The sequence below is a fragment of the Pseudomonas sp. GD04015 genome, assembly GCF_029837675.1.
GTDB classification, from domain to species: Bacteria; Pseudomonadota; Gammaproteobacteria; order Pseudomonadales; family Pseudomonadaceae; genus Aquipseudomonas; species Aquipseudomonas paralcaligenes.
In genome coordinates this window covers 51,772-75,511 of sequence record NZ_JAOEEE010000010.1, presented here as the reverse complement: position 1 = coordinate 75,511, position 23,740 = coordinate 51,772, and the positions used below count along the sequence as shown (strand labels likewise).

Genomic DNA, 23,740 nt, shown 5'->3' with positions numbered 1-23,740 from the left:
CCGTGCCCGGCATGCTGGAGACTCACGCACAAGGAGCCTCGCATGTCCCTCGAATTCCACCAGATCGACGCCTTCACAGACCGGCCCTTCCACGGTAACCCGGCCGTGGTCTACCGCCTGGACGCCTGGCTGGACGAGGCGCTGATGCAGCGCATCGCCGCCGAGCACAACCAGGCCGAGACCGCCTTCGTGGTGCGCGAGGGCGCCGCCTGGCGAATCCGCTGGTTCACCCCGGCCTGCGAGGTACCGCTGTGCGGCCACGCCACCCTGGCCAGCGCCCATGCGCTGTTTACCCTGTATGACGAGCCGGGCGAGCGGCTGGATTTCGTCTGCCAGTCCGGCGCGCTGGCGGTGACCCGCGAGGCCGGTCGGCTGGTGCTGGATTTCCCGGCCATGACGATGGAACCGGCAGCCATGGAGAGCGAACTGGCGACGATCCTCGGCCAGCCGGTGCTGGCCGTGCGCCTGGGCAAGGAGCTGCTGGCGGTGCTGGAGTCGGAGGCGGCGGTGCGCGCCTGCACGCCGGACCTGGCGGCGCTGGCGCGGTTGCCGGGGCTGGGCGTGATCGTCACCGCGCCGGGCGAGCGGCACGATTTCGTCTCGCGCTACTTCGCGCCGGGCATCGGCATCGACGAGGATCCGGTCACCGGTTCCACCCACTGTGGCCTCGTGCCCTACTGGGCGGAACAGCTCGGCAAGACGGAGCTGAGCGCCTTCCAGTGCTCGGCGCGGGGCGGCGAACTGCACTGCACGTTGCAGGGCGAGCGGGTGAAGATCGCTGGCCATGCGGTGCTGGTCGCCAGCGGCAAGTTGTTCCTGTAGGGCGGGTGAAACCCGCGTTCTCGATCTGCGCGGGTTTCACCCGCCCTACGGTCCTCAGTTACCGCTGTAGCGGCGCACGCCGGATTCCGCCAGGTTGACCTGGGCCGCCACGCTGCCCTGGGCGGCGAACACCACCAGATGCTCGGCGGCGATGCGGATGCCCACCTGCTGGCCCGGCAGGTGATCGGCGTGGCTGGGGAAGATGGCTTCGAGCTGGGTGCCGGTCGGCAGCTGCAGGCGGTACAGGGTGGCGGCACCGAGGAAGGTCTTGCCGACCACCTGGGCGTGCAGGCCGCTGTCCGCCGCCGGCACGATGTCGTCCGGGCGCAGCAGCACGTCCACCGCGCTGCCTTCCGGCCACTGGTAGGCGCGGTTGCCGCGGATCACGCCGAGTTCGGTCTGCACCGTGTCGGGGCTCTGCAGTTGGCCGCGGATGAAGTAGCCCTGGCCGACGAAGCTGGCGACGAAGGGCGTGGCCGGCTCGTGGTAGAGGTTGAAGGGGGTGTCCCACTGCTCCAGGCGGCCCTTGTTGAACACGCCGACTTGGTCGCTGACGGCGAAGGCCTCTTCCTGGTCGTGGGTGACCAGGATGGCGCTGGTGCCGCGCGCCTTGAGGATGTCGCGCACCTCGTGGCTGAGGCGCCGGCGCAGCTCGCCATCGAGGTTGGAGAAGGGCTCGTCGAGCAGCAGCAGCTGCGGTTCCGGCGCCAGGGCGCGGGCCAGGGAGACGCGCTGCTGCTGGCCGCCGGACAGCTCGTGGGGGTAGCGCTTGCCCAGGGCGGTGAGCTTGACCAGCTCCAGCAGCTCGGCCACCACCGCATCGCGCTGCGGATGCTTGCGGATGCCGAAGGCCACGTTCTCCGCCACGGTCAGGTGGGGGAACAGGGCGTAGTCCTGGAACACCATGCCGATGCGGCGTTTCTCGGGGGCGAGGGTGAAGCCGGGGCGGGAGATCACCTCGCCGGCCAGCTCGATCTCGCCTTCCTGCACCGGCTCGAAGCCGGCGATGGCGCGCAGGGTGGTGGTCTTGCCGCAGCCCGAGGGGCCGAGCAGGCAGCCGATGTCGCCGGCGTTGAGGTGCAGGTTGAGGGTCTGCACCACGCGGTGGTCCTGATAGCCGCAGGCGAGGCCGCGCAGCGACAGCAGCACCTGGCTCATGGGCGGTATCCCGGGGCGACCAGCAGCTCCAGCAGCGCCTTCTGCGCATGCAGGCGGTTCTCGGCCTGCTGCCAGGCCAGCGAGCGCGGGTCGTCCAGCAGGTCCTCGCTGATCTCCTCGCCGCGGTGGGCCGGCAGGCAGTGGAGGAAGATCACGTCGTCCGCGGCGGCGTCGAGCAGCGCGCGGTTGACCTGGTAGGGGGCGAACAGGCGCAGGCGCTTGGCGCTTTCCTCTTCCTGGCCCATGGAGGTCCACACGTCGGTGCTCACCAGATGGGCGCCGGCCACCGCCTCGCGCGGGTCGCGCACGATGCGCGCGCGGTCGCCGGCCAGGGCGAGGAACTCGGCCTTGGGCTCGTAGCCCTCGGGGCAGGCGATGCGCAGCTGGAAGTCGAAGCGCACGGCCGCCTCCAGATAGGTGTTGCACATGTTGTTGCCGTCGCCGACCCAGGCCACGGTCTTGCCGGCGATGGCGCCGCGCGCCTCCTCGAAGGTCTGCATGTCGGCCAGCAGCTGGCAGGGGTGCAGGTCGTCGGACAGGCCGTTGATCACCGGCACCGCGCTGTGGGCGGCGAACTCGGTGAGGTTGCTGTGGGCGTAGGTACGGATCATCACCGCGTCGAGCATGCTCGACATGACGATGGCGGTGTCGCCGATCGGCTCGCCGCGGCCGAGCTGGGTGTCGCGCGGAGACAGGAAGATGGCCTGGCCGCCGAGCTGGATCATGCCGGCCTCGAAGGACAGGCGGGTGCGGGTGGAAGCCTTCTCGAAGATCATGCCCAGGATGCGGCCTTTCAGCGGCTCGTGGGCCACGCCTCGGCGGCGCAGGTCCTTCAGCTCGATGGCTCGACGGATCAGGCCGCTCAGTTCCTGCGGGCTGTAATCCATCAACGAGAGAAAGTGCCTGGCGCTCATCTGCTTCACTACCTTGGTTTCGAACAACGGTCGCGGCCCCGAATTTTCCGGGGAAAAACCATCCACACGGCGGCTGTAACCGCCCGGGCGCGACGAATGGGGGAGGCGCGATCTTATAAGCAAATGTCGCGGCGTGCCAACCTGGCACAGGATCGAGGGGCTGCCGAAGGATCTTCAGGGTGCCGCCATGGACTTGTCATGGCGGCGCCGGATGGCTATCGGCGATAGCCGGTTTTCGTCAGATTCGGGTCCATCCTCCCAGGTAGACCCCTACATTGATGAACCACTCCGCGAACTTGCCATGGCCTGCCTCATTCAGGTGAAGGCCGTCCACGAAGTCGGAGGCGGCCGCGCTGAAGGTGAGGGTGGCCACGCCATACTCAGCGCAGACGTCGGTCATCGCCTGCTGGTAGTGGGAAAGCGTGAGGCCGACGGCATTGGGCACATCCTGGCTGATCTTCCAGATCGGCTTGATGCACATCACGCCCAGTCCCTTGGACTGGATGCCCGAAACCAGCGTGCGCAGGCTGCTTTTATAGGTTTCCAGCGGGACGCCCAGGCCATGGTCGTTGGTGGATACCTGGATGAACACGCCGTTCATGCCGCCGCGACCGCTGATGAACTCGATGGCGTCCAGCATGTCGGCCGCGCCCAGATAGCCGCCCTGCGGGGCGACCGTGGCGCCGGGGGAGCCGACGACATGGACGATGGCGTCGATCCTGGTGTTGACGAGGTTGAATGCCATCTTGCTCGGCCGCGTGGTGCCGTAGGCCTGCGTGAAGATGCTGTCCGACAGGACCACGTACCGGTTGGCTGCGCTGGCGCCGAGACTGGCCAGCATCAGCGAGGTGGCGACGATGATCGTTTTCATGTTCATGGCAATGCTCCTTGCTCGTTATTGTGGTTTTCCGGGTCGAGCGACCCGGTGCAATCCTGCCGCCTCGCCGGCACAGATGCCAGCGGTCTGCCGGTGCTCTTGAATCCGTGGCCCTGATGCCTGTCGATTCATGAAGCTGAGGGCCCTGGCCAACCCGTGCCGGGCGCTCCATAGTCAGCGGATGACGACTAGACCGGTCGTCTCGAACAGAACAATAGAGGCTAGGCCATGACCAAGACCCTCCATTACCGTGCCTGTCACCTGTGCGAGGCCATCTGCGGCCTGACCATCGAAACCGAAGACCAGGAGGACGGCAGCCGCCGGATTCTCTCCATCAAGGGCGACGCCCAGGACGCGTTCAGCCGTGGCCATATCTGCCCGAAGGCGGTGGCGCTGCAGGACATCCAGAACGACCCGGACCGGGTGCGCCAGCCGCTGCGCAAGGTCGACGGCCAGTGGCAGCCGGTCGGCTGGGACGAGGCCTTCGAGCTGGTCGCCGAGCGCCTGTCGGCGATCCAGGCCGAGCACGGCAAGAACGCCGTGGCCGTGTACCAGGGCAACCCCAGCGTGCACAACTATGGGCTGATGACCCACAGCAACTACTTCCTCGGCCAGTTGAAGACGCGCAACCGCTTTTCCGCTACCTCGGTGGACCAGTTGCCGCATCACCTGACCAGCTACCTGATGTATGGCCACGGCCTGTTGCTGCCGATCCCGGACGTCGACCATACGCAGTTCATGCTGATCCTCGGCGGCAACCCGCTGGCCTCCAACGGCAGCATCATGACCGTGCCGGACGTGGAGAAGCGCCTCAAGGCGCTCAAGGCGCGCGGCGGCACGCTGGTGGTGGTCGACCCGCGGCGCAGCGAGACGGCGGCCATGGCCGACCGGCATCTCTTCGTGCGCCCGGGTAACGACGCGGCGCTGCTGCTCGGCCTGCTCAACACCCTGTTCGAGGAGGGCCTGACCCACGAGGGCGGGTTGCCGGTGAACGGCCTGGCGCAGGTGCGCGAGGCCGTAGCGCCGTTCAGCGCCGAGGCCATGAGCGCGCGCTGCGGCGTGCCGGCGCAGGACATCCGCCAGCTCGCCCGCGACTTCGCCGCCGCCGAGTCGGCCGTGTGCTACGGGCGCATGGGCGTCTCCACCCAGGCCTTCGGCAGCCTCTGTCACTGGTTGATCCAGTTGATCAACCTGGTCACCGGCAACCTCGACCGGGTCGGCGGCGCGCTGTGCACCAGCCCCGCGCTGGACCTGGTGGCGACCACCTCGGGCGGCCACTTCGACCGCTGGAAGAGCCGCGTCTCCGGGCTGCCGGAATACGGCGGCGAGTTGCCGGTGGCGGCACTGGCCGAGGAAATGCTCACTCCCGGCGAGGGCCAGGTACGCGCGCTGGTCACCGTGGCGGGCAACCCGGTGCTGTCCACGCCCAACGGCCGCCAGCTGGAGCAGGCGCTGGACGGGCTCGACTTCATGGTCTCGGTGGACCTCTACATCAACGAGACCACCCGCCATGCCGAACTGATCCTGCCGCCCACCGCGCCGCTGGAGCACGACCACTACGACACCACCTTCAACGTGTTCGCCGTGCGCAACGTCACCCGTTTCAACGAGCCGGTGCTGGCCAAGCCCGTCGGCGCGCTGGACGACTGGGAAATCTTCGTCGGCCTGGCCCGCGCCTTCGCGGCGAAGAACGGTAGCGAACTCAAGCCCACCATGCCGCCCGCGCAGATGATCGACATGGGCCTGCGCTTCGGTCCGTACGGCGACAAGTCCGAGCACAAGCTGAGCCTGGCGACGCTGCGCACGGCCCCCCACGGTATCGACCTGGGGCCGCTGCGGCCGAACCTGGCGGCGCGCCTGAAGACTGGTTCCGGCGCCGTCGAGGCCGCGCCGGAACTGCTGGTGGCGGACCTGGCGCGCTTCGCCGCCCAGCCCCTGCCGGCCGCGGGCGAGCTGGTGCTGATCGGCCGCCGCCACGTGCGCAGCAACAATTCTTGGATGCACAACTACCAGCGCCTGGTGAAGGGCAAGCCGCGCCACCAGTTGCTGATGCACCCGCAGGACATGGCCGGGCGCGGCCTGGCCGACGGCCAGCGGGTGCGGGTGCAGTCGCGGGTCGGGACGATCGAGGTGGAGGCGGTGGCCAGCGAGGAGATGATGCCCGGCGTGGTCAGCCTGCCCCACGGCTGGGGCCATGCGCGCCCCGGCGTGCGCATGGAGATCGCCAGTGCCCAGCCGGGTGCCAGCGCCAACGACCTGACCGACGAGCGCCAGCTCGACGCGGTGTCCGGCAACGCCGCGCTGAACGGCGTGCCGGTGCGGGTCGAGGCGGCGTAGCCGCGCGGCGGTCCGGATCGCATCCGGGCTGCGCCGGCGGGGATCGATGGGCGCTTCTCCGAGCCCGCCGCTGGGGCTTTCGTGTACAATCGCCCCACCGCGCCCGGCACAGGTCCGGGAAAGTTCAGACGAGGTGAGTCGTGGATATTATCGATACCATCAAAGAGCAGATCGCCAACAACACCATCCTGCTGTACATGAAGGGTTCGCCGAATGCGCCGCAGTGCGGCTTCTCCTCGCGCGCCGCGCAGGTGGTGATGGCCTGTGGCGAGAAGTTCGCCTACGTGGACATCCTGCAGAACCCGGAAATCCGCGCCAACCTGCCGAAGTACGCCAACTGGCCGACCTTCCCCCAGCTGTGGGTCGGCGGCGAGCTGGTCGGCGGCAGCGACATCATGACCGAGATGTTCGAGAAGGGTGAGCTGCAGACCCTGATCAAGGACGCCGCCGAGAAGGCCAAGGCCGAGTAAGTCCCGGTGGTGCCCACGAAGAAGCCGATGCGATTGCATCGGCTTTTTTATGGCCGGCGTTTTCTGCCGGCCAGCGCGAGCCAGCCATGAGCCAGCCGGCAGAGCGCCTGGCGCACAGCTGGCAGCTCAACGCCGAGGGCTGGACCCGCGCGGTGCGCGAGGGGCGGATCGAGAGTCGACGCCTGGTCACGGACGCGGCGATCATCGAGGCCGCGCTGGCCCTGCGTCCGCGCCGGGCGCTGGACATCGGCTGCGGCGAGGGCTGGCTGTGCCGCGCCCTGGCCGAGCGGGGCGTGGCAATGTGTGGTGTGGACGCTTCGCCGGCGCTCATCGCCACGGCCCGGGCGGCGGGTGGGGCGGACTACCGCGTGTGCAGCCATGCCTATCTGTCCGGCGCTGGGCTCGGCCGCTTCGACCTGCTGCTGTGCAATTTCGCCCTGCTGGACGAGCACCTGCCGCTGCGCGACTGGCGCGAACTGCTCGAACCCGGTGGCCGGCTGCTGATCCAGACCCTGCATCCGCGCATGGCCGGCGATCCCTACATGGATGGCTGGCGCCTGGAGCGTTTCGAGGGCTTTGGCGAGGGTTTCGTCGAGCCGATGCCCTGGTATTTCCGCACCCTGGAGTCCTGGCTGGACCTGCTGGCCGATGTCGGCTGGACGCTGGAGAAGCAGGTGGAGCCGCTGCATCCCCAGACCGGCAAGCCCGCGTCCCTGCTGTTGCAGGCGGTTTGACCTTTATCGGTGCGCATGGCGCACCCTACGGTATTGCACCGCCCCGTAGGGTGCGCCATGCGCACCGCTTCTAGGTAGGTGCTAGCGAGCGCCGTAGATCAGCTGTGGCGGCGGGTCGCGCGGTGCCGGCTGCGTACGGCGCTGGCCGACGCTCTTGATGAAGTCCAGCCAGACCGCCAGCGCCATCATCAGGCCGAGGCCGGCCATGGCCGTGGCGAAGCGCACCAGCCAGTGCTCGCCGAGCAGGTTGTTGGCGGCGTCGGCCAGCGGCGCCAGCACCACGCCGAGGCAGAACACCTCCAGCGAATACTGGCCCATGCGGCACATCTCCCGCGCCGGCCAGCGCCTGAGCCAGTCGCCGCTCGGCAGCACCACGGCGACGCAGTAGGCCAGGGCGAGGAAGTGCAAAAGGCGCAGGGGCGACAGGTCGGTCTTGTCGATGGGGTAGATCAGGTCCGCCAGCGCCTGGGGCATCCATTGCTCGTGCAGCGGCGGGAATTTCCACGACAGCGCCAGCGCGGCGCATAGCACCAGATACAACGCGCAGGCGACGAACAGCGGATGGCCGATCCCGGGGCGCGGCGCCTCCGCCGGGCGGCGCTGGGCGTGCAGCGCCGCGCCGCCGCCGAGGAAGAACAGGAACTGCCAGGCCAGGGGGTTGAAGAACCACTCGCCGCCCTGCGGCCCGGCCAGGTTCATGTCCGGCAGCGGCGCCAGCAGGTAGAGCACGAACGACGCCCCGAGCAGCGCCACCGGCCAGCGCAGCAGCAGCGGCAGGCACACCGGCAGGGCGGCCAGCAGCACGATGTACAGCGGCAGCGGGTCCATCAGGTTGGGCTTGAAGCGCAGCAGCAGCTCGTCGGTGACGGCCTGCTGCGGGTGGCTGAGGAAGTAGTCCAGCCCCATCGCCCCGACGAAGTCCTTCTGCTCCACGTGGTTGTTGGTGAAGAACACGATGCCCATCAGTACCGCCAGCAGGAAGATGTGCGCCACGTAGAGCACCCACACCCGGCGCAGGATGCGCAGGCAGGCGACCAGGTAGCCGTCGCGCTGCAGCAGCTTGCCGTAGGCCAGCACGGCGGCGTAGCCGGCGAGGAACACGAAGATTTCCGCCGCGTCGCTGAGGCCGACGTTGCGCGGCGTGACCTGGGCCAGCGGGTTGCCCGGGATGTGGTCCCAGAAGATGAAGACCAGCGCCAACCCGCGGAACAGGTCGATGCGCAGGTCACGGCCGCTGTGCGTCATGATGCGTCCTCGCGTGGCACGGACGGACCCGTTCCGCCCGCAGGTCGATAACGCTGTGACTGCGGCCGGTGGCCGGTTGATGCGCCGGCATGACCAGCGGTCATGCCCGGCGATGCGCCTCAGCGGCGCGCGCGGTCCTCGGCGTAGCGGCGCAGCACCCACTGGCCGGCGGGGCGCGCGGCCAGTTCGTCGAGGAATGCCTGGGTGCTGCTGTCGTGCCCGGCGATGTGTTCCCAGGGCGTGCCGGGCGGCGTGAATAGCGGGCCGTAGAGCGCGGCGGCGCTGACGTCGGCCAGGCTCAGCCGGTCGCCGACCAGGTAGCGCGCGGGATCGCCGCCGGTGAGCTGTTCGATCAGGTCGAGGCCGGCCAGCAGCTCGTCGCGGGACTTGGCCACCCGGTCCGGACGGATGCCGTAGAGCTTCTTCACGCCATTGATCAGCAGCGGCTTCATCAGGTCGCGCAGGCCGAACCAGGGGCGGTAGACCTTGAGCATGGCGTGCATCACGCTGCTCCAGTCCTCGATCTGGCCGTACAGCCAGCGCCGCACGTGAACGCCGAGGCGGTCGAAGCGTTCCTCCAGCTCCAGAATGCGGGCGCGTTGCTCGGCGTCATCGGGCAGCAGGGGATGCTCGGGGTAGCGCTGTTCAAGATGCAGGGCGATGGCGGTGGAGTCGCCCACCACCTGCTCGCCGTCGCGCAGGATCGGCAGGGTGACGATACCGGCCAGGCGCTTGCTCTTCAGGCGATGGACGCCGGGGAAGAGGTTGTCCACCCGGTAGTCGAGCCCCTTGTGGTCCAGATGCCAGCGGGTCTTCTCGCAATAGTGGGAGATCGGGAACTGGTAGAGGGTGCGCATCGGGCGGGCCTTCGACGGAGGGAAGGGCGGAGTGTACGGGCTGATGCAGCGACCAAGAAGTCGCGTCAGCCGCGCGCCGCGCTGACCCCCGACAGAGTGGCGAAGGAGGTGTCCTTGGCGGTGAGCAGGAAGTCGCGCATGAACGGCGCGTCGAGCATGTCGCTGCGGATGCCGGCCTGCAGGGTGGCGAACAGGCCGCGCTCGCCCAGGCGCTTGGCGGTCACGTAGCCGCGCGAGCTGTACTCGTGCAGCGCCCAGTTGGGCAGGCTGCACACGCCGCGGCCGCTGGCCACCAGTTGCATCATCATCACCGTCAGCTCGGAGGTGCGTACCTGGGCCGGCTCCACGTCGGCCGGTTCGAGGAAGCGGGTGAAGATGTCCAGGCGGTCGCGTTCGATCGGATAGGTGATCAGGGTTTCCCGCTCCAGGTCCTCCGGGGTCACGTAGGGGCGGCCGGCCAGCGGGTGCTGGTTGGCCACCGCCAGCAGCGCCTCGTAGGTGAACAGCGGCACGTAGGTGATGCCGGGCAGCTCGATCGGGTCGGAGGTCACCACCAGGTCCAGGTCGCCGCGGGCCAGCGCCGGCAGCGGGGCGAAGGAGAAGCCCGAGGCCAGGTCCAGCTCCACTTCCGGCCAGGCGTCGCGGAACTGGTCGATGGTCGGCATCAGCCACTGGAAGCAGCTGTGGCACTCGATGGCCATGTGCAGCCGCCCGGCGGTGCCGCCGGCCAGCCGCGCCATGTCGCGCTCCGCCGCGCGCAGCTGCGGCAGCAGGCTGTCGGCCAGTTGCAGCAGGCGCAGGCCGGCGCTGGTGAAGCGCACCGGCTTGGTCTTGCGCACGAACAGCTGCATGCCCAGGCGCTCCTCCAGCTCCTTGAACTGGTGGGACAGGGCCGACTGGGTCAGGTGCAGGCGCTCGGCGGCCTCCACCAGACTGTCGGTTTCGCGCAGGGCGTGCAGGGTCTTGAGGTGGCGCAGTTCCAACATGAGCGAATCTCAATGAATAAAACTTGTGATCATCACGAATATGTTGAGTTTGTCTCATGAGGTGCCGGGTGTCGAGAATGTGCGCCATTCACGAACACTGGAGACAGACAGATGGCATTGGCACACAACCTCGGCTTTCCCCGCATCGGCCGCGACCGCGAGCTGAAGAAGGCGCTGGAAGCCTACTGGAAGGGCGAACTGGACGAAGCCGGCCTGCGCGCCGTCGGCCGCGAGCTGCGCGCCGCCCACTGGCAGGTGCAGAAGGACGCCGGCATCGAGCTGCTGCCGGTCGGCGACTTCGCCTGGTACGACCAGGTGCTGACCCATTCGCTGACCTTCGGCGTGATTCCCGAGCGCTTCCACGCCCATGGCGGCAAGCCGACCCTGGACACCCTGTTCGGCATGGCGCGGGGTGTTTCTGGAAGCAGCCAGAACACCTGCTGCGGCGGTGCCCACGCCCAGGAAATGACCAAGTGGTTCGACACCAACTACCACTACCTGGTCCCCGAATTCAGCGCCGACCAGCAGTTCGCCCTGAGCTGGGAGCAGCTGTTCGAAGAGGTCGACGAAGCCAAGGCCCTGGGCCACAACGTCAAGCCGGTCATCATCGGCCCGCTGACCTATCTCTGGCTGGGCAAGGAGAAGGGTAGCGACTTCGACCGCCTCGACCTGCTCGAACGCCTGCTGCCGGTCTACGGCGAAATCCTCCAGCGTCTCGCCGCTCAGGGCGCCGAGTGGGTGCAGATCGACGAGCCGATCCTCGCCCTCGACCTGCCGCAGGACTGGAAGAACGCCTTCGAGCGCGCCTATAACCTGCTGCAGAAGGAGCCGGGCAAGAAGCTGATCGCCACCTACTTCGCCGGCCTGGAAGACAACCTCGGCCTGGCCGCCGGCCTGCCGGTGGATGGCCTGCACATCGACCTGGTGCGCGCCCCGGAGCAGTTCCCCGGCATCCTCGACCGCCTGCCGGCCTACAAGGTGCTGTCGCTCGGCGTGGTCAATGGCCGCAACGTCTGGCGCGCCGACCTGGAGAAGGCCCTGGACATCCTGCGCGTGGCCCACGAGCGCCTGGGCGAGCGCCTGTGGGTGGCGCCGAGCTGCTCGCTGCTGCACAGCCCGGTCGACCTGGCCCGCGAAGACAAGCTGGACGCCGAGCTGAAGAGCTGGCTGGCCTTCGCCGTGCAGAAGTGCCGCGAAGTTGCCGTGCTGGCCCAGGCCCTGCGCGACCCGCAGAACGCCGACGTGCAGGCCGCCCTGGCCGAGAGCGGCAAGGTGCAGGCCAGCCGCGCCGCCTCGCCGCGCATCCACAAGCCGGCCGTGCAGGCCCGCCTGGCGGCCATTACCGAGCGTGACAGCCAGCGCCAGTCGCCGTTCGCCACCCGCATCGAGCTGCAGCGCGCCCGCCTGGACCTGCCGGCGTTCCCGACCACCACCATCGGTTCGTTCCCGCAGACCTCGGCGATCCGCCTGGCGCGCCAGTCGTTCAAGGCCGGCAAGTTGTCCGCCGCCGAATACACCGAGGCCATGCACAGCGAGATCCGCCACGCGGTGGAAGTGCAGGAGCAGCTCGGCCTGGACGTGCTGGTGCACGGCGAGGCGGAGCGCAACGACATGGTCGAGTACTTCGCCGAGCAGCTCGACGGCTACGCCTTCACCCGCTTCGGCTGGGTACAGAGCTACGGCTCGCGCTGCGTGAAGCCGGCGGTGATCTACGGCGACCTGAGTCGTCCGCGACCGATGACCGTGGAATGGATCCAGTACGCCCAGAGCTGCACCGACAAGGTGATGAAGGGCATGCTGACCGGCCCGGTGACCATGCTGATGTGGTCCTTCCCGCGCGACGACATCTCCCGCGAGCAGCAGGCGCGCCAGCTGGCGCTGGCCATCCGCGACGAGGTGGTCGACCTGGAGGCCGCCGGCATCAAGGTCATCCAGATCGACGAGGCCGCGTTCCGTGAAGGCCTGCCGCTGCGCAAGGCGCAATGGCAGGAATACCTGGACTGGGCGACCGAATCGTTCCGCCTGACCGCCTCCGGCGTGCGCGACGAGACCCAGATCCACACCCACATGTGCTACAGCGAGTTCAACGACGTGATCGAGTCCATCGCCGCCATGGACGCGGACGTGATCACCATCGAGACCTCGCGCTCGGACATGGAGCTGCTGGACGCCTTCGAGCGCTTCGAGTACCCCAACGAGATCGGCCCGGGCGTGTACGACATCCACTCGCCGCGCGTGCCGGACAGCGCCGAGATGGTCCGCCTGATGAAGAAGGCCGCCCAGCGGGTGCCGGCCGAGCGTCTGTGGGTCAACCCGGACTGCGGCCTGAAGACCCGCGGCTGGCCGGAGACCGAGGCGGCGCTGGTCAACATGGTGGCCGCGGCCAGGCAGCTGCGCGCCGAGCTGGCCTGAGCCGGGCGTGTGTCACGGACGGAACGGAGCCTCGCGCTCCGTTCCGTTTTTTCATGGAGAAATGCCCATGTCCGAGTTCGTGAGACCCCGGCTGACCCTGCCGGGCGGCGCCGACAGGCTGCTGCTGCATTCCTGCTGCGCGCCCTGTTCCGGCGAGGTGATGGAGGCGATAGCTGCCTCCGGCATCGACTACACCATCTTCTTCTACAACCCCAACATCCACCCGACCCGCGAGTACCTGCTGCGCAAGGAAGAGAACATCCGCTTCGCCGAGCAGCAGGGCGTGCCCTTCATCGACGCGGACTACGACACCGACGACTGGTTCGCCCGGGCCAGGGGCATGGAGCACGAGCCGGAGCGCGGCATCCGCTGCACCATGTGCTTCGACATGCGCTTCGAGCGCACCGCGCTGTACGCCCACGAGCACGGCTTCCCGGTGATCTCCAGCTCGCTGGGCATCTCGCGCTGGAAGGACATGCAGCAGATCAACGCGAGCGGCGCGCGCTCGGCCGCCAAGTACCCCGGCATCACCTACTGGGACTACAACTGGCGCAAGGGCGGTGGCTCGGCGCGGATGATCGAGATCAGCAAGCGCGAGCGCTTCTACCAGCAGGAATACTGCGGTTGCATCTACTCGCTGCGCGACACCAACCACCAGCGCAAGGCGCAGGAGCGCGACATCATCCGCATCGGCGTGCAGTACTACGGCGACGACTGACGGCCGCACCGGTCACGCGACCTGAACCGCGCCGCCACCGGCGCAGTCCGAACCCCTGAGGGGCATCGGCCCGGCCGACACGGACGGGCCGCCCACCTGCAGGAGATTCGCGATGGTGATGCACTACAAGGTCTCCGGCCACCTCGCCTGTGGCTCTCACGGAGAAAAGCTGCCTTCCACGACCGAACTGGCCAAGGTGAAGTGCCGCAACTGCCGCAAGACCGAAGCCTTCACCGAGGCCCGGCGCAGCGCGCGCAATGCCGCGCGGCGGGCGTCGCGGCAGAAGAAGATCGCGCGGGCGACCAGCGACTGGCGCACTTCCTGGGAGGCCCGTCTCAGCGGCCTGCCAGGCCGCCAGCGCCTGCCCCGAGGCTTCGGCAGGCAGGCGTTTGTCTAGCGAGGGGCAATTGCGACGACGCTGAGCAGGTAGTCGTCGTACTCGCGGTACTGCCCGCTCAGCCGGGTGCCTGGGCGCCATTCGGTGCCCAGGTCGATCAGCAGAACTAGCTCGGCACGGCCGTCCTCGTTCAGTTCGAGCAGTTCGGCGTCGTGGAAATAGAAGCGCTGCAGCACCAGCGGGTAGAGGGCCTTGAACAGGCTCTCCTTGAGCGAGAAAGTCAGCGTCACATGGCGGGCGAAGGCCTCGGGCGACAGCCCGGCGGCGCGCTCCATCTCGGCAGGCGTGAGGATTTCCCCCGCCAGCCTCGCCGCACGCTCGGCGCCCAGGCGCTTCTCCAGGTCCAGCCCCAGCCCGCGCCAGTGCCTGCCGAAAGCGACCAGTGCCGCGGCCTGCCCGGCGCCATGGGTGATGGAACCGACCACGCCGGCCGGCCAGATCGGCACGCCTTCCTCGTCACGCCCCGGCACCAGCGCCTGGCCGCACAGCCGGCGCAGCGCCTCGCGGGCACACAGCCGGCCAGCCAGGTACTCGCCCTGGCGCTTGGCCACGCCCCGCACCGGTTCGATGGCGCAGCGATGGAAGTCGTCCGCCGCCAGCCGCGTGGGGTCGAAACTGGCGCATACCAGCTGGATGTCGGGCAACGCGAGAAGAGGCGGGGTGGCCAGCAACTGGCAGAAGGGCGGGATATGGGCGGTCATGGCCGCATTCTGCCGTGGCCGTCCGGAGCGGGCCAGCCGTTTACATTTCTTTGCAGGCTGGCTACGAAGTGATACGGAGCAAACGCTTGTTTTGTGCCAGATTGCAACCTGCGCCCTCAATGGGCGCTGGTGAGGTTGTAGCCGCGACAGGCGATGCCGTCGTGGTTTTACTCTACTGATCGAGTGCGGGAGCCCTTTGCGGCTCCCGTTTTTTTGCCGGTCCGTAACATCCTTCACGCCAGGTCATTAACGAAAAAACCGGCCAGGTGGCCGGTTCTTCGCGTCTCGGAACAGCGATGAGGCTACTTCGCGCTGTCGCAGGCGCTCATGGCCGACAGGCGCAGCTGCTGGTCGGAGATCCTGAGCACGCGCCTGATGCAGTCGTCGTACTGGATACCTGGCTTCGCGGATGCGGTCGCTGGAGTCAGCGCGGCCGGTGCTCGGGCTGGAGCGACGAGCGGGGTCGGCGTGCTGCCCAGTGCCTTGACGATCTCATGATCCCCTAGCGCCTGATTGAGGACATCGGCGCCGGCGTTGAGGAAGTGGGTGATCGCGCCGCGACCTTTTGCAGTCTTGGTCGCCAGCACCAGGCCCTGCTCGTCCTTGACCTCTGCCGTCACGTCGTAGTCGAACCGCACTCGCATGTAGGCGTCGGACTTCCATTCGCGCACGGTCAGCACCAGCAGGCGGGTGCCGGAAGCCGAGGCGCGATCCCTGTTCTGGGTTGCCCTCGCTTGCACCGAAGGGTCGCGGGCCAGCGCGGTGATCATCGCGCTCTGCAGGTCGGTGACCAGGCCGAGCCCGCTCGCCGTATTGATGTTGTAGGGGTTGTAGTACAACGCCCGCGATACACCCACGAACTGCGGCCGCTTATTACCGCTGAGGATATAAGGCCGCTGATCCACGGTTGCCACCTCGATGACACGCTTCTCGGTCGATGGCTCCAGCTGGACGTAAGGCAACGCCATCCGATAGTCGACCTTGATTCCGAAGGCGCAGCCTGTGAGCAGCGCCATTGTGGCGATTACAGCAATGTTCCGAAGTTTCATGAGGGGGATACATCCTGGCAGAAATCAGTGCCTATGAAGCTGGAGGGCAAAGGGGGCTCTTCGTGGACTCAAGTTATTGAGCGCTATCGCAGGCCTCAAGGGCCTGCATACGCAGGTCGTGATCAGATATCCGTAGCACTCGCCTCATGCCGTCGTCATAGCTGGAGCTAGGCTTTGAGGAGGTTGGGGTTGCGACTGCTGTCGCTGCAATCCCGATGTGCATCAGTTTCTTAGTTGGGTTCCTTCGTTTTGGATGGCTGCGTCACAGGCGCTCATGGATTGCAAGCGAAGTTGTTTGTCTGTGATCTTCAGCACGCGACGCATGCACTCGTCATAAGTTGGGCGGGCGCCTTGTGGGGCTGCCGTATGCGCTGCTGGGGTCGCATCCGGTGGCTCGATGGCAAGCCGGCCAGTTAAAGCGGAAACCACTCGATCATCATCCAGTACCTCCTGAAGTACTGAAGTGCCGGCGACGATGAAGTGATTGACGGCGCCTTTATGTTTCGCGCTCTTCGAGGCCAGCACGGTACCGTTGTGGTCGATGACCTCGGCTGTCACGTCGTAGTCGAAGCGGGCGCGCATGTAGACGTCGTTTTTCCAGTCACGCAAGGTCATCCGTAGCAACAGATGATCAGGGCTGCTGGCCTCGTTGGCGCCTGGGAGCACGGCTCGGGCGGTAAGGTAATGTCCGCCTAGCGCAGACATCGTTGCCTGTTCAATGTCACTGGACAGCTCAAAGCCGCTGACAGTGGTGATGTTGTAAGGGACGTATGCCAACGCTCGCATCACGCCTACGAAGTTGGGCTTCTTGTTGCCGGAGATGACGTAGGGGCGCTGATCGACCACCAGCACCTCGATTCCTTTCTTCTCTACGGGAGAGGGCAATGAAATGGTCGGTACCGATTCGCGGTAGTCGATCCTTTTGCCGGCGGCGCAGCCACTAAGGAGTGCGGACAAGACGAGAACTATCCCTGTAACGAACCTATTCACGACAGATTCCTGTGATGGTGAAGTGCCATTATTTTACGCGCTATGGGTTGGTATGCGGTAGAAGCTAAGGGCTGCAAGCGGGAAGTTTGCGCGGATAAGGGGCGCTTAGCGAGCAACGAGCACACAAGCAGGTGTACACGAAGAGGCGTTTGGGGTGAGAAGGCCAGAAACAACAAAGCCCGCACTAGGCGGGCTTTGTTGATGTGTTTCCTGAGCTGCTGGCTACAGCAGGAAACCGGGATATGGTCGGAGCGACTGGATTCGAACCAGCGACCTTCTCGTCCCGAACGAGACGCGCTACCAAGCTGCGCTACGCTCCGAAGATGGCGCGCATTCTACCGAAAAAGTTTTATTGCACAAGGTGTTAGCTGAATTTTTTTGCGTGGCGCATTGTCGCGAGGTGACGAGGGCCGGGTTGACGGCCACGAGCCGCTTCCTCAGGAGGGAGCGCCAGGCGGGGTCTCGGCCAGCAGTTCCGGTGTGTTCAGGTTCGCCAGTCGCGGGTCGTGTTCCGCGCAGGGCAGGGCGAGGATGCTCAGCGACAGCAGCGCGCGGCGCGGGCTACGTTCGCCGGCCTGCCAGGCTTGTTGCAGAGGGGCCAGGAATGCCTTGGGCAGCAGGCAGAAGAGGGGTTCCCACTGTTCTCCGCGGCGGATGAGCACCGCCTTGTCCGGCTCGTGCCGGGCGAGGATGCGCATGTCTTCGATCAGGGCGAGGTCCGCCCGAGGCGCATCGCAGGGCAGCACGAGCAGGTGCGGATGGCGGGCGGCCGCCAGGCCGGCGAGGATGCCGGCGAGGGGGCCGGGGAAGTGTTCCTCGGCGTCTGCCACCAGTCGGTCGGCGTAGGGGGCGTAATGCTCGGCGTTGCGGTTGCAGGAGATGATCAGGTCGTCGGTCAGCGGTCGCGTCAGCGCGTGCAGGTGGGCGATCAGCGGCCGGCCCTGCCATTCCAGCAGGCCCTTGTCCCGCCCGCCCATGCGCTGGCCCCGGCCGCCGGCCAGGAGGAGGATGGAGCAGGGCAAGGGCTCGTCGACGGTCATCGGGGAATTCCAGGGAAGGCGCGTGATATAACACCGGCCTGACTTCATCACAACCGGATCACGCCATGAGCCACAAGGACGAGGCGGCTTTCGTGCCGCTGAATATCGCCGTTCTCACCGTCAGCGATACCCGCTCCCTGGAAACCGATACGTCCGGCCAGCTGTTCGTCGACCGGCTCACCGAGGCCGGGCACCGGTTGGCCGCCCGGGTGCTGTTGAAGGACGATCTGTACCGCATCCGCGCCCAGGTGGCGCAGTGGATCGCCGAGGATGAGGTGCAGGTGGTCCTGATTACCGGCGGCACCGGTTTCACCGGCCGCGACAGCACGCCCGAGGCGGTCGCCTGCCTGCTGGATAAGCATGTCGATGGCTTTGGCGAGCTGTTCCGGCACATTTCCCTGGCGGACATCGGCACGTCCACCATCCAGTCGCGGGCGCTGGCGGGGCTGGCCAACGGTACGCTGGTGTGCTGCCTGCCCGGCTCGACCAACGCCTGCCGCACCGCCTGGGACGGCATCCTCCGCGAGCAGCTGGACAGCCGCCATCGGCCGTGCAATTTCGTCCCCCACTTGAAGCAGGCGGACGCCTGCGAGAGCCGCGGATGAGCCTGATCCCGCTGGAAGAAGCCCTGCAGCGCCTGCTGGCGCTGGCGGAGCAGGCCGAGGCGTTGCCCTGTGAGGATGTCCTGCTGGAGCAGGCCGACCGCCGGGTGCTGGCCGTGGACCTGGTGGCGTCCCTGGACCTGCCGCCCTGGCCCAACAGCGCGATGGACGGTTATGCGCTGCGCCACGCCGACTGGCGTGGAGAATCGTTGCCGGTCAGCCAGCGCATCCTCGCCGGCCAGGCGCCGGGGCCGCTGCAGCCCGGCACCTGCGCGCGCATCTTCACCGGTGCGCCGATGCCGGAGGGCGCCGACACCGTCGAGATGCAGGAGAACGCCGAGGAGGCGGAGGGTCGTGTGCGTTTCACCCAGCCGCTCCGGCCGGGCCAGCATGTGCGCCCGCAGGGGCAGGAGACGCGCGCCGGTGAGCGGGTGTTGCAGGCCGGGACACGCCTGGGACCGGTGGAGCTGGGCCTGGCCGCCTCGCTCGGCCAGGCGCTGCTGACTGTGCGGCGCAAGGCGCGGGTGGCCGTCGTGTCCACCGGGGACGAACTGGTGGAGCCAGGCCGGCCGCTTGCCCCGGGTCAGATCTACAACAGCAACCGCAGCCTGCTGATCGCCTGGTTGCGGCGCCTGGGCTGCGAGGTGCGTGACGCCGGCATCCTGCCCGACGATCCCCGGCGGACCCGGGAAGTGCTGGCTGGGCAGGCGGACATGGACCTGATCCTGTCGACCGGCGGCGTTTCGGTGGGGGAGGCCGACTGCCTCGGCCAGGTGCTGCGCGAGGAAGGCGAACTGACGCTGTGGAAGCTGGCGATCAAGCCTGGCAAACCGCTGACCTGCGGCCACTTCCGTGGCGTGCCGGTGCTCGGCCTGCCGGGTAATCCGGCGTCGACGCTGGTCACCTTCGCGCTGCTGGCGCGCCCCTACCTGCTGCGGCGGATGGGCGTCCAGGCGGTGGAGCCGCTCAGCGTCGAGGTGCCCGCCGGCTTCGCCTGGTCCAGGGCGGGCAACCGCCGCGAATACCTGCGCGCCCGGCTGGAGGCGGGACGGGCGGTGCTCTATGCGAACCAGAGTTCGGGAGTGCTGCGCAGCGCGGTGTGGGCGGACGGGCTGGTGGAGGTGCGCGAGGGGCGCAGCCTGGAGGAGGGCGAGCCGGTGCGCTTCATCCCCCTGAGCGAGCTGCTGGGCTGAGCCGGCCGCTCAGCGACCTTCCTTGCTGTAGTGCGCGCCCCGGTCGTACAGCTCCAGGACCTTGCATTCGACCTTCGAGCTGAACTGCAGCTTGTTGTCGTCCGAATAGGGGATGTAGAACAGGATGGCGTTCTCGCTGTAGGCCGGCTCCAGGCACTGGTGGGTGCGGATGTAGAGCAGGTCGTCCATGGTCGAGTACAGGTCCCGGTCGTACTGCTTGATGATCATCCGTATCGGGTCGTCGTCGGCGGCCTGCGCCAGCGGGGCGACCGTCGCCAAACACAGCAGCAGGGACAGGGCGATGTTCCGGGTTGCAACTTGATGAGTCATGTGTGACTCCGCTTCTCCAACGGGTTCTTTCGGGGACGACAAAGGGTGGAAGAGTCAGGATTCCGCCGCCCCGGTCGAGGGGCGTCCATCGCGACAGCCGTGCCTTGCCAGGCTCCCGGGCATGATGGCATCCTGCCGCAAATTACGCACGTACGGCCTCCAGGCCCCTTCCTTTTCTCTTTCTGCCAGTTTATTGGCGCTATTTTCTGGCGCATTCCTGCGTTGCCGCGGGAGGCGTTGCAGTTCCGGAGCACGGCATGTCGAAGTTGAACAGTCTCCAGGCGTTTCGTTGTCTGGGCCTGACCGGGGTGGTCATCGGCCACATGACGTTCGCCGAGGAGAAGTATGCCGGGCTGTCGCTGCTGCCGGCCGCGATCAAGGACTTCAATCAGTTGTTCATCGACTGGTTCTTCGTGGTCAGCGGTTTCATCATGGTGATGGTGTCCCGCGGCCGCTTCCAGGTGCCGCGGGAAATCGTCAAGTTCGCCTACGCCCGCGTGGCGAGGATCTACCCGCCGTACTGGGTGTACTTCTTCATCACCCTGGCGGTGTTCCTGATCATGCCGGCCTGGGTCAACAGCGGGCATGACCAGCCGAACCTGTGGAAGTCGTTCTTCCTGATCCCGGACGAGAACCTGCCGCTGGTGATGGTCGCCTGGTCGCTGATCTTCGAGATGTGGTTCTACCTGGTCTTCACCTCCCTCATGCTCTGCCGCGAGCGCTACCTGCCCTGGATTCTCGCCGGCTGGGCCGGCCTGATCATCTGCGCCAACCTGGTGCTCGACACCGCCAGCCTGAATCCCTTCCTGCGGCTGATCCTGCATCCCTACGCCGTCGAGTTCGTGCTCGGCAGCATGATCGCCCTGTTCTATTTCAGCCCGGCCAGCGAGCGGGTTTCCAGCCGCCTGGCCCTGGGCATGCTGCTGTTCGTTCCGCTGGTCGGGGTGCCCGTCGGCTACACCTACGGGCTGTTCCGCGGCGAGGGGCTGGTCCGGGTGTTCAGCCTGGGTTGCCTGTTCGGGCTGCTGACCATGGGCGCGACCCTGCTCGAACGTCGCGGCCTGCTGCGGGTGCCCGGCTTCATGGTGGCCATCGGCGACAGCTCCTATACCACCTACCTGTCGCACCTGCTGGTGCTGGGCGTGGTCGGCAAGTGCTGGGTGCTGTTCGGGCCGTCCTCGCCGAGCGTGCCCGGCAACGTCGTGTTGCTGGTGCTGATGTTCACGGCGGTGATGGTCTATGGTCTGGTCGGCTTCCGACTGATCGAGGAACCGTTGATGAACGGCGCCAATCGCCTGGGCAAGCGCCTGTTCAGCCGAAAGCCGGCCCAGGAGGACACCGCCAAGCTGTCGGTGAAGCCCGCCAAGTGACCGGGACGACCATGCGCATCGACAGCCCGCGCCTGCGGCAGAACAACTTCGACCTGATCCGCCTGCTGCTGGCGCTGGCGGTGTGCCTGCTGCACGCCCACGAGCTGTCGGCGGCGGGCGAGCTGTCGATCATCGACACGCTGCTCTCCGGCAAGATCGCCATCGAGTCGTTCTTCGTGATCAGTGGCTTCCTGATCTTCATGAGCTACGAGAAGTCACGCTCGCTGGCCGACTACTTCGAGAAGCGCGGCCGGCGCATCTACCCGGCCTATTTCGTCTCGGTGACCCTGGCGGCGGTCCTGCTCTGCGGCGTCAGCGAGCTGCCGCTGGCGGACTACTTCCTGTCCAGCGGCTTCTTCCGCTACCTGGCCTTCAACCTGGGCTTCCTGAACTTCGTCCAGCCCGACCTGCCCGGGGTGTTCACCGACAACCGGCTGGCTTCGGTGAACGGCGCGCTGTGGACCATCAAGATCGAGGTGATGTTCTACCTGAGCGTTCCCGCCATCGTCTGGCTGTGCCGGCGCGCCGGCTACCTGCGAGTGATGCTGGCGCTGTTCGTGGCCTCGACGGTCTATTCGCTGGTCATGCTGCACCTGCTCGAAAGCACCGGGCGTGGCCTGTACGAGCTGCTGGAGAAGCAGCTGCCGGGGCAGCTGCGCTTCTTCATTGCCGGCGCGCTGCTCTATTACCTGCTGCCGCGTTTCGAGCGGCACCTGAAGTGGCTGGTGCTGGCCTCCGTGGCCTACTTCCTGCTGCGCCCGGTGGTCGAGATCGAGGCCCTGAGGCCTCTGGCGCTGGGCGTGCTGGTGATCTTCTTCGCGCTGTACAACTACGTCGGCAACTTCTGCAAGTTCGGCGACTTCTCCTATGGCGTGTACATCCTGCACTTTCCCATCGTGCAGACGCTGGTGCATTTCGGCGCCTTCGACGCCAACCCCTGGCTGGCCCTGGGCGTCGCGGTGGGCCTGACCCTGTGCGGGGCGGCGTTGATGTGGCACGGCATCGAGAAGCGCTGGCTGCTGAAGAACAGCCACTACGTGCGGGCGGGGCAAGAGGGCGAGGCGCAGGGGACGAGCGGGGAGAAGGCGCCGCGTTAGCGGGCAGGCCTTGCCCGGTGCGCGCGGCGCACCCTACTTCCAGGGTTTGAGCAGGACTGCCAGGGCGCCGAGCAGGGCCAGGCCGGCGAGGGTGGCGGCGCCGAGCTGCCACCAGCCGTGGGGCAGGGCCAGCGGGATGAGCAGGGCCAGGGCCGGCAACGCCAGTGCCAGCGCCCATTGCCGCCGCCAGTCCAGCCGCGCCAGCAGGTGTTGCCTGCGCATCAGCAGCAGGCCGGTCAGCACCACCCCCAGCAGCGCGGCCAGGGCGATGCCCTTCAGGCCCAGCCACCAGGGCAGGCTGAGCAACAGCACGGCGTTCAGGGCGTTGCCGGCGAGTTCGCAGGCCAGCGGCAGGCGGGTGTCGCCGACCGAGTAGGCGTAGCGCGCCAGCAGGGCGTTCCAGGCCGCGAACAGCAGCGTCAGGCTCAGCCAGCCGAGCAGGGCGGCCAGCACGCCGCCGCTGGCCTGGGCGGGCAGCAGCAGTTCGATCAGCGGCTCGGCCGCGCCGACCACACCCGCCGCGACCGGCAGGGTCAGCAGCGTCGCCAGGGCCGTGCCGCGACGCAGCAGGGCCAGGCGTTCCTGTTCCGACTTGCCGCCCATCAGGCCGAGCAGGACCTGGTTCAGGCTCATCAGCGCGACCATCGGCAGGTTGATCAGCTTGCGGGCGAAATTCAGCCAGGTGACCGCGCCTTCGCCCAGCAGCGAGGCGACCATCCGTTCCAGCAGCGCCAGCCCCTGGCTCGCCAGGGTGCTGGCCAGCAGCGGGCCGAGCCGGCCCAGCAGCTGCCGGCCGCAGTCGTCGTCCGCGCGGACGTGCCAGGGCCGCCAGCCCATGCCGCGCATCGCCGGCAGCAGCGCCAGCGGCATCAGCAGGCTGCCCACCACGCAGCTGGCGGCGAGCCCGGCCGGCTCGGCCTGCCCGCCCTGCAGCGCCAGGTAGACCACCGGCGGCAGGTTGAACAGCAGCGAGCCCATGCCCGCCAGGACGAAGCGGGCGTGGGCCTGCAGCGGAATGCACAGCAGGGCGTGGAGGAGAAAGCCGGGCACACACCATGCCAGCAGTTGCAGGCTCTGCCCGGCCAGGGCCCGTCCGGCGTCGGACAGACCCGGGCCGATGAGCCAGACCCACAGGGGTGCGGCCAGGTAGAAGAGCCCGGCGATGGCGAAGCCGGTGCCGAGCACCCGCGCGGTCAGGGCCGACAGCCAGGCCGCCCGCTGTGCGGCGTCGCGCTTCTGATAGAGGGGCAGGGCGGCGGAGCTGAACAGGCCGGTGGCCATCGCCATGCGCACCGCCTCGGGCAGGAACAGCGCGACCAGGAAGGCGTCGCTGCGCAGGCTGGCGCCCCAGGCGTCGACCAGCAGCCACTCGCGGGCGAAGCCGGCCGCCAGGCCGACCAGGGTGGCCAGCGTCAGCCACAGCGTGGAGCCGAACATGCGG

General features: G+C 67.6%; 23 protein-coding genes and 1 tRNA gene. 11 read left to right on the top strand and 13 right to left on the bottom strand.

Annotation, left to right across the window (positions count from 1 at the left end; all coding sequences use genetic code 11):
• The first annotated feature begins 42 nt into the window (after positions 1–42).
• Positions 43–822: a PhzF family phenazine biosynthesis protein gene (locus tag N7640_RS11335; protein ID WP_279904819.1), complete on the top strand. Its 780-nt coding sequence runs from the start codon at positions 43–45 to the stop codon at positions 820–822.
• A 54-nt stretch (positions 823–876) separates the two neighbouring features.
• On the opposite strand, the gene N7640_RS11330 is transcribed toward N7640_RS11335, so the two are convergent.
• The 3 genes from N7640_RS11330 to N7640_RS11320 all read right to left on the bottom strand — a co-directional run bounded on the left by N7640_RS11330 (position 877) and on the right by N7640_RS11320 (position 3,771).
• Positions 877–1,980: an ABC transporter ATP-binding protein gene (locus N7640_RS11330; RefSeq protein ID WP_279904818.1), complete on the bottom strand. Its 1,104-nt coding sequence runs from the start codon at positions 1,978–1,980 to the stop codon at positions 877–879.
• Positions 1,977–2,894: an ornithine carbamoyltransferase gene (gene argF / locus N7640_RS11325; RefSeq protein ID WP_279904817.1), complete on the bottom strand. Its 918-nt coding sequence runs from the start codon at positions 2,892–2,894 to the stop codon at positions 1,977–1,979. Before argF ends, N7640_RS11330 begins: the two co-directional genes overlap by 4 nt.
• A 238-nt stretch (positions 2,895–3,132) precedes the next feature.
• Positions 3,133–3,771: an SGNH/GDSL hydrolase family protein gene (locus tag N7640_RS11320; RefSeq protein WP_279904816.1), complete on the bottom strand. Its 639-nt coding sequence runs from the start codon at positions 3,769–3,771 to the stop codon at positions 3,133–3,135.
• A gap of 228 nt (positions 3,772–3,999) precedes the next feature.
• Between N7640_RS11320 and N7640_RS11315 the strand changes: the two genes are divergently transcribed.
• The 3 genes from N7640_RS11315 (at position 4,000) to N7640_RS11305 (ending at position 7,312) form a co-directional block, all read left to right on the top strand.
• Positions 4,000–6,108 (top strand): molybdopterin oxidoreductase family protein, encoded by a 2,109-nt coding sequence (locus N7640_RS11315; RefSeq protein ID WP_279904815.1) that lies wholly within the window; start codon positions 4,000–4,002, stop codon positions 6,106–6,108.
• 140 nt (positions 6,109–6,248) lie between these two features.
• A complete protein-coding gene (grxD, locus tag N7640_RS11310) occupies positions 6,249–6,578 on the top strand; it encodes a Grx4 family monothiol glutaredoxin (protein WP_043309270.1) in 330 nt (109 codons plus the stop codon).
• An 86-nt stretch (positions 6,579–6,664) separates the two neighbouring features.
• Positions 6,665–7,312, top strand: coding sequence for a class I SAM-dependent methyltransferase (locus N7640_RS11305; RefSeq protein WP_279904813.1), 648 nt, complete (start codon positions 6,665–6,667; stop codon positions 7,310–7,312).
• 81 nt (positions 7,313–7,393) lie between these two features.
• On the opposite strand, the gene N7640_RS11300 is transcribed toward N7640_RS11305, so the two are convergent.
• From N7640_RS11300 to metR, 3 genes are all read right to left on the bottom strand, one after another.
• A complete protein-coding gene (locus tag N7640_RS11300; protein ID WP_279904812.1) occupies positions 7,394–8,557 on the bottom strand; it encodes an OpgC domain-containing protein in 1,164 nt (387 codons plus the stop codon).
• A 119-nt stretch (positions 8,558–8,676) separates the two neighbouring features.
• Positions 8,677–9,414 (bottom strand): glutathione S-transferase family protein, encoded by a 738-nt coding sequence (locus N7640_RS11295; RefSeq protein WP_279904811.1) that lies wholly within the window; start codon positions 9,412–9,414, stop codon positions 8,677–8,679.
• Between the two features lie 65 nt (positions 9,415–9,479).
• Positions 9,480–10,400: a transcriptional regulator MetR gene (gene metR / locus N7640_RS11290; protein ID WP_279904810.1), complete on the bottom strand. Its 921-nt coding sequence runs from the start codon at positions 10,398–10,400 to the stop codon at positions 9,480–9,482.
• A 111-nt stretch (positions 10,401–10,511) separates the two neighbouring features.
• Here metR and metE point away from each other — a divergent pair, with 111 nt between their 5' ends.
• The 3 genes from metE to N7640_RS11275 all read left to right on the top strand — a co-directional run bounded on the left by metE (position 10,512) and on the right by N7640_RS11275 (position 13,927).
• Entirely contained in the window at positions 10,512–12,812 is a 2,301-nt protein-coding gene (metE, locus tag N7640_RS11285; protein WP_279904808.1) for a 5-methyltetrahydropteroyltriglutamate--homocysteine S-methyltransferase, read from the top strand.
• Between the two features lie 67 nt (positions 12,813–12,879).
• Positions 12,880–13,530: an epoxyqueuosine reductase QueH gene (locus tag N7640_RS11280; protein ID WP_279904807.1), complete on the top strand. Its 651-nt coding sequence runs from the start codon at positions 12,880–12,882 to the stop codon at positions 13,528–13,530.
• A 112-nt stretch (positions 13,531–13,642) separates the two neighbouring features.
• Positions 13,643–13,927, top strand: coding sequence for a hypothetical protein (locus N7640_RS11275; protein ID WP_279904806.1), 285 nt, complete (start codon positions 13,643–13,645; stop codon positions 13,925–13,927).
• Here the strand turns inward: N7640_RS11275 and N7640_RS11270 are convergent.
• The 5 genes from N7640_RS11270 to mobA all read right to left on the bottom strand — a co-directional run bounded on the left by N7640_RS11270 (position 13,924) and on the right by mobA (position 17,707).
• Positions 13,924–14,628: a 4'-phosphopantetheinyl transferase superfamily protein gene (locus tag N7640_RS11270; RefSeq protein WP_279904805.1), complete on the bottom strand. Its 705-nt coding sequence runs from the start codon at positions 14,626–14,628 to the stop codon at positions 13,924–13,926. The two genes, N7640_RS11275 and N7640_RS11270, sit on opposite strands and share 4 nt — an antisense overlap.
• A 302-nt stretch (positions 14,629–14,930) precedes the next feature.
• Positions 14,931–15,677, bottom strand: a complete 747-nt coding sequence (locus tag N7640_RS11265) for a hypothetical protein (RefSeq protein ID WP_279904804.1) — start codon at positions 15,675–15,677, stop codon at positions 14,931–14,933.
• A gap of 222 nt (positions 15,678–15,899) precedes the next feature.
• On the bottom strand, positions 15,900–16,634 hold the full coding sequence (locus N7640_RS11260; protein WP_279904803.1) for a hypothetical protein: 735 nt from the start codon (positions 16,632–16,634) through the stop codon (positions 15,900–15,902).
• A 276-nt stretch (positions 16,635–16,910) separates the two neighbouring features.
• Positions 16,911–16,987 (bottom strand) — tRNA-Pro (locus N7640_RS11255).
• A gap of 117 nt (positions 16,988–17,104) precedes the next feature.
• Entirely contained in the window at positions 17,105–17,707 is a 603-nt protein-coding gene (gene mobA / locus N7640_RS11250) for a molybdenum cofactor guanylyltransferase MobA (protein ID WP_279904802.1), read from the bottom strand.
• Between the two features lie 65 nt (positions 17,708–17,772).
• Between mobA and moaB the strand changes: the two genes are divergently transcribed.
• Together moaB and glp are read left to right on the top strand one after the other, a co-directional pair.
• Positions 17,773–18,312 carry a molybdenum cofactor biosynthesis protein B gene (gene moaB, locus N7640_RS11245; protein WP_279904801.1) on the top strand — a complete coding sequence of 180 codons (540 nt, stop codon included), beginning with the start codon at positions 17,773–17,775 and terminating at the stop codon, positions 18,310–18,312.
• Complete coding sequence (glp, locus tag N7640_RS11240; RefSeq protein ID WP_279904798.1) at positions 18,309–19,502, top strand: gephyrin-like molybdotransferase Glp; 1,194 nt, start codon at positions 18,309–18,311, stop codon at positions 19,500–19,502. The genes moaB and glp overlap by 4 nt, the downstream gene beginning before the upstream one ends.
• Positions 19,503–19,511: 9 nt before the next feature.
• Here the strand turns inward: glp and N7640_RS11235 are convergent, their stop codons facing one another.
• A complete protein-coding gene (locus N7640_RS11235) occupies positions 19,512–19,832 on the bottom strand; it encodes a hypothetical protein (RefSeq protein ID WP_279904796.1) in 321 nt (106 codons plus the stop codon).
• Between the two features lie 257 nt (positions 19,833–20,089).
• Between N7640_RS11235 and N7640_RS11230 the strand changes: the two genes are divergently transcribed.
• Both N7640_RS11230 and N7640_RS11225 read left to right on the top strand, forming a co-directional pair.
• On the top strand, positions 20,090–21,202 hold the full coding sequence (locus N7640_RS11230) for an acyltransferase (RefSeq protein WP_279904794.1): 1,113 nt from the start codon (positions 20,090–20,092) through the stop codon (positions 21,200–21,202).
• Positions 21,203–21,213: 11 nt separating this feature from the next.
• Positions 21,214–22,299, top strand: coding sequence for an acyltransferase (locus N7640_RS11225; RefSeq protein WP_279904793.1), 1,086 nt, complete (start codon positions 21,214–21,216; stop codon positions 22,297–22,299).
• A 33-nt stretch (positions 22,300–22,332) separates the two neighbouring features.
• Here the strand turns inward: N7640_RS11225 and N7640_RS11220 are convergent, their stop codons facing one another.
• Complete coding sequence (locus N7640_RS11220; RefSeq protein ID WP_279904792.1) at positions 22,333–23,736, bottom strand: lipid II flippase MurJ; 1,404 nt, start codon at positions 23,734–23,736, stop codon at positions 22,333–22,335.
• Between the last annotated feature and the right edge of the window lie 4 nt (positions 23,737–23,740).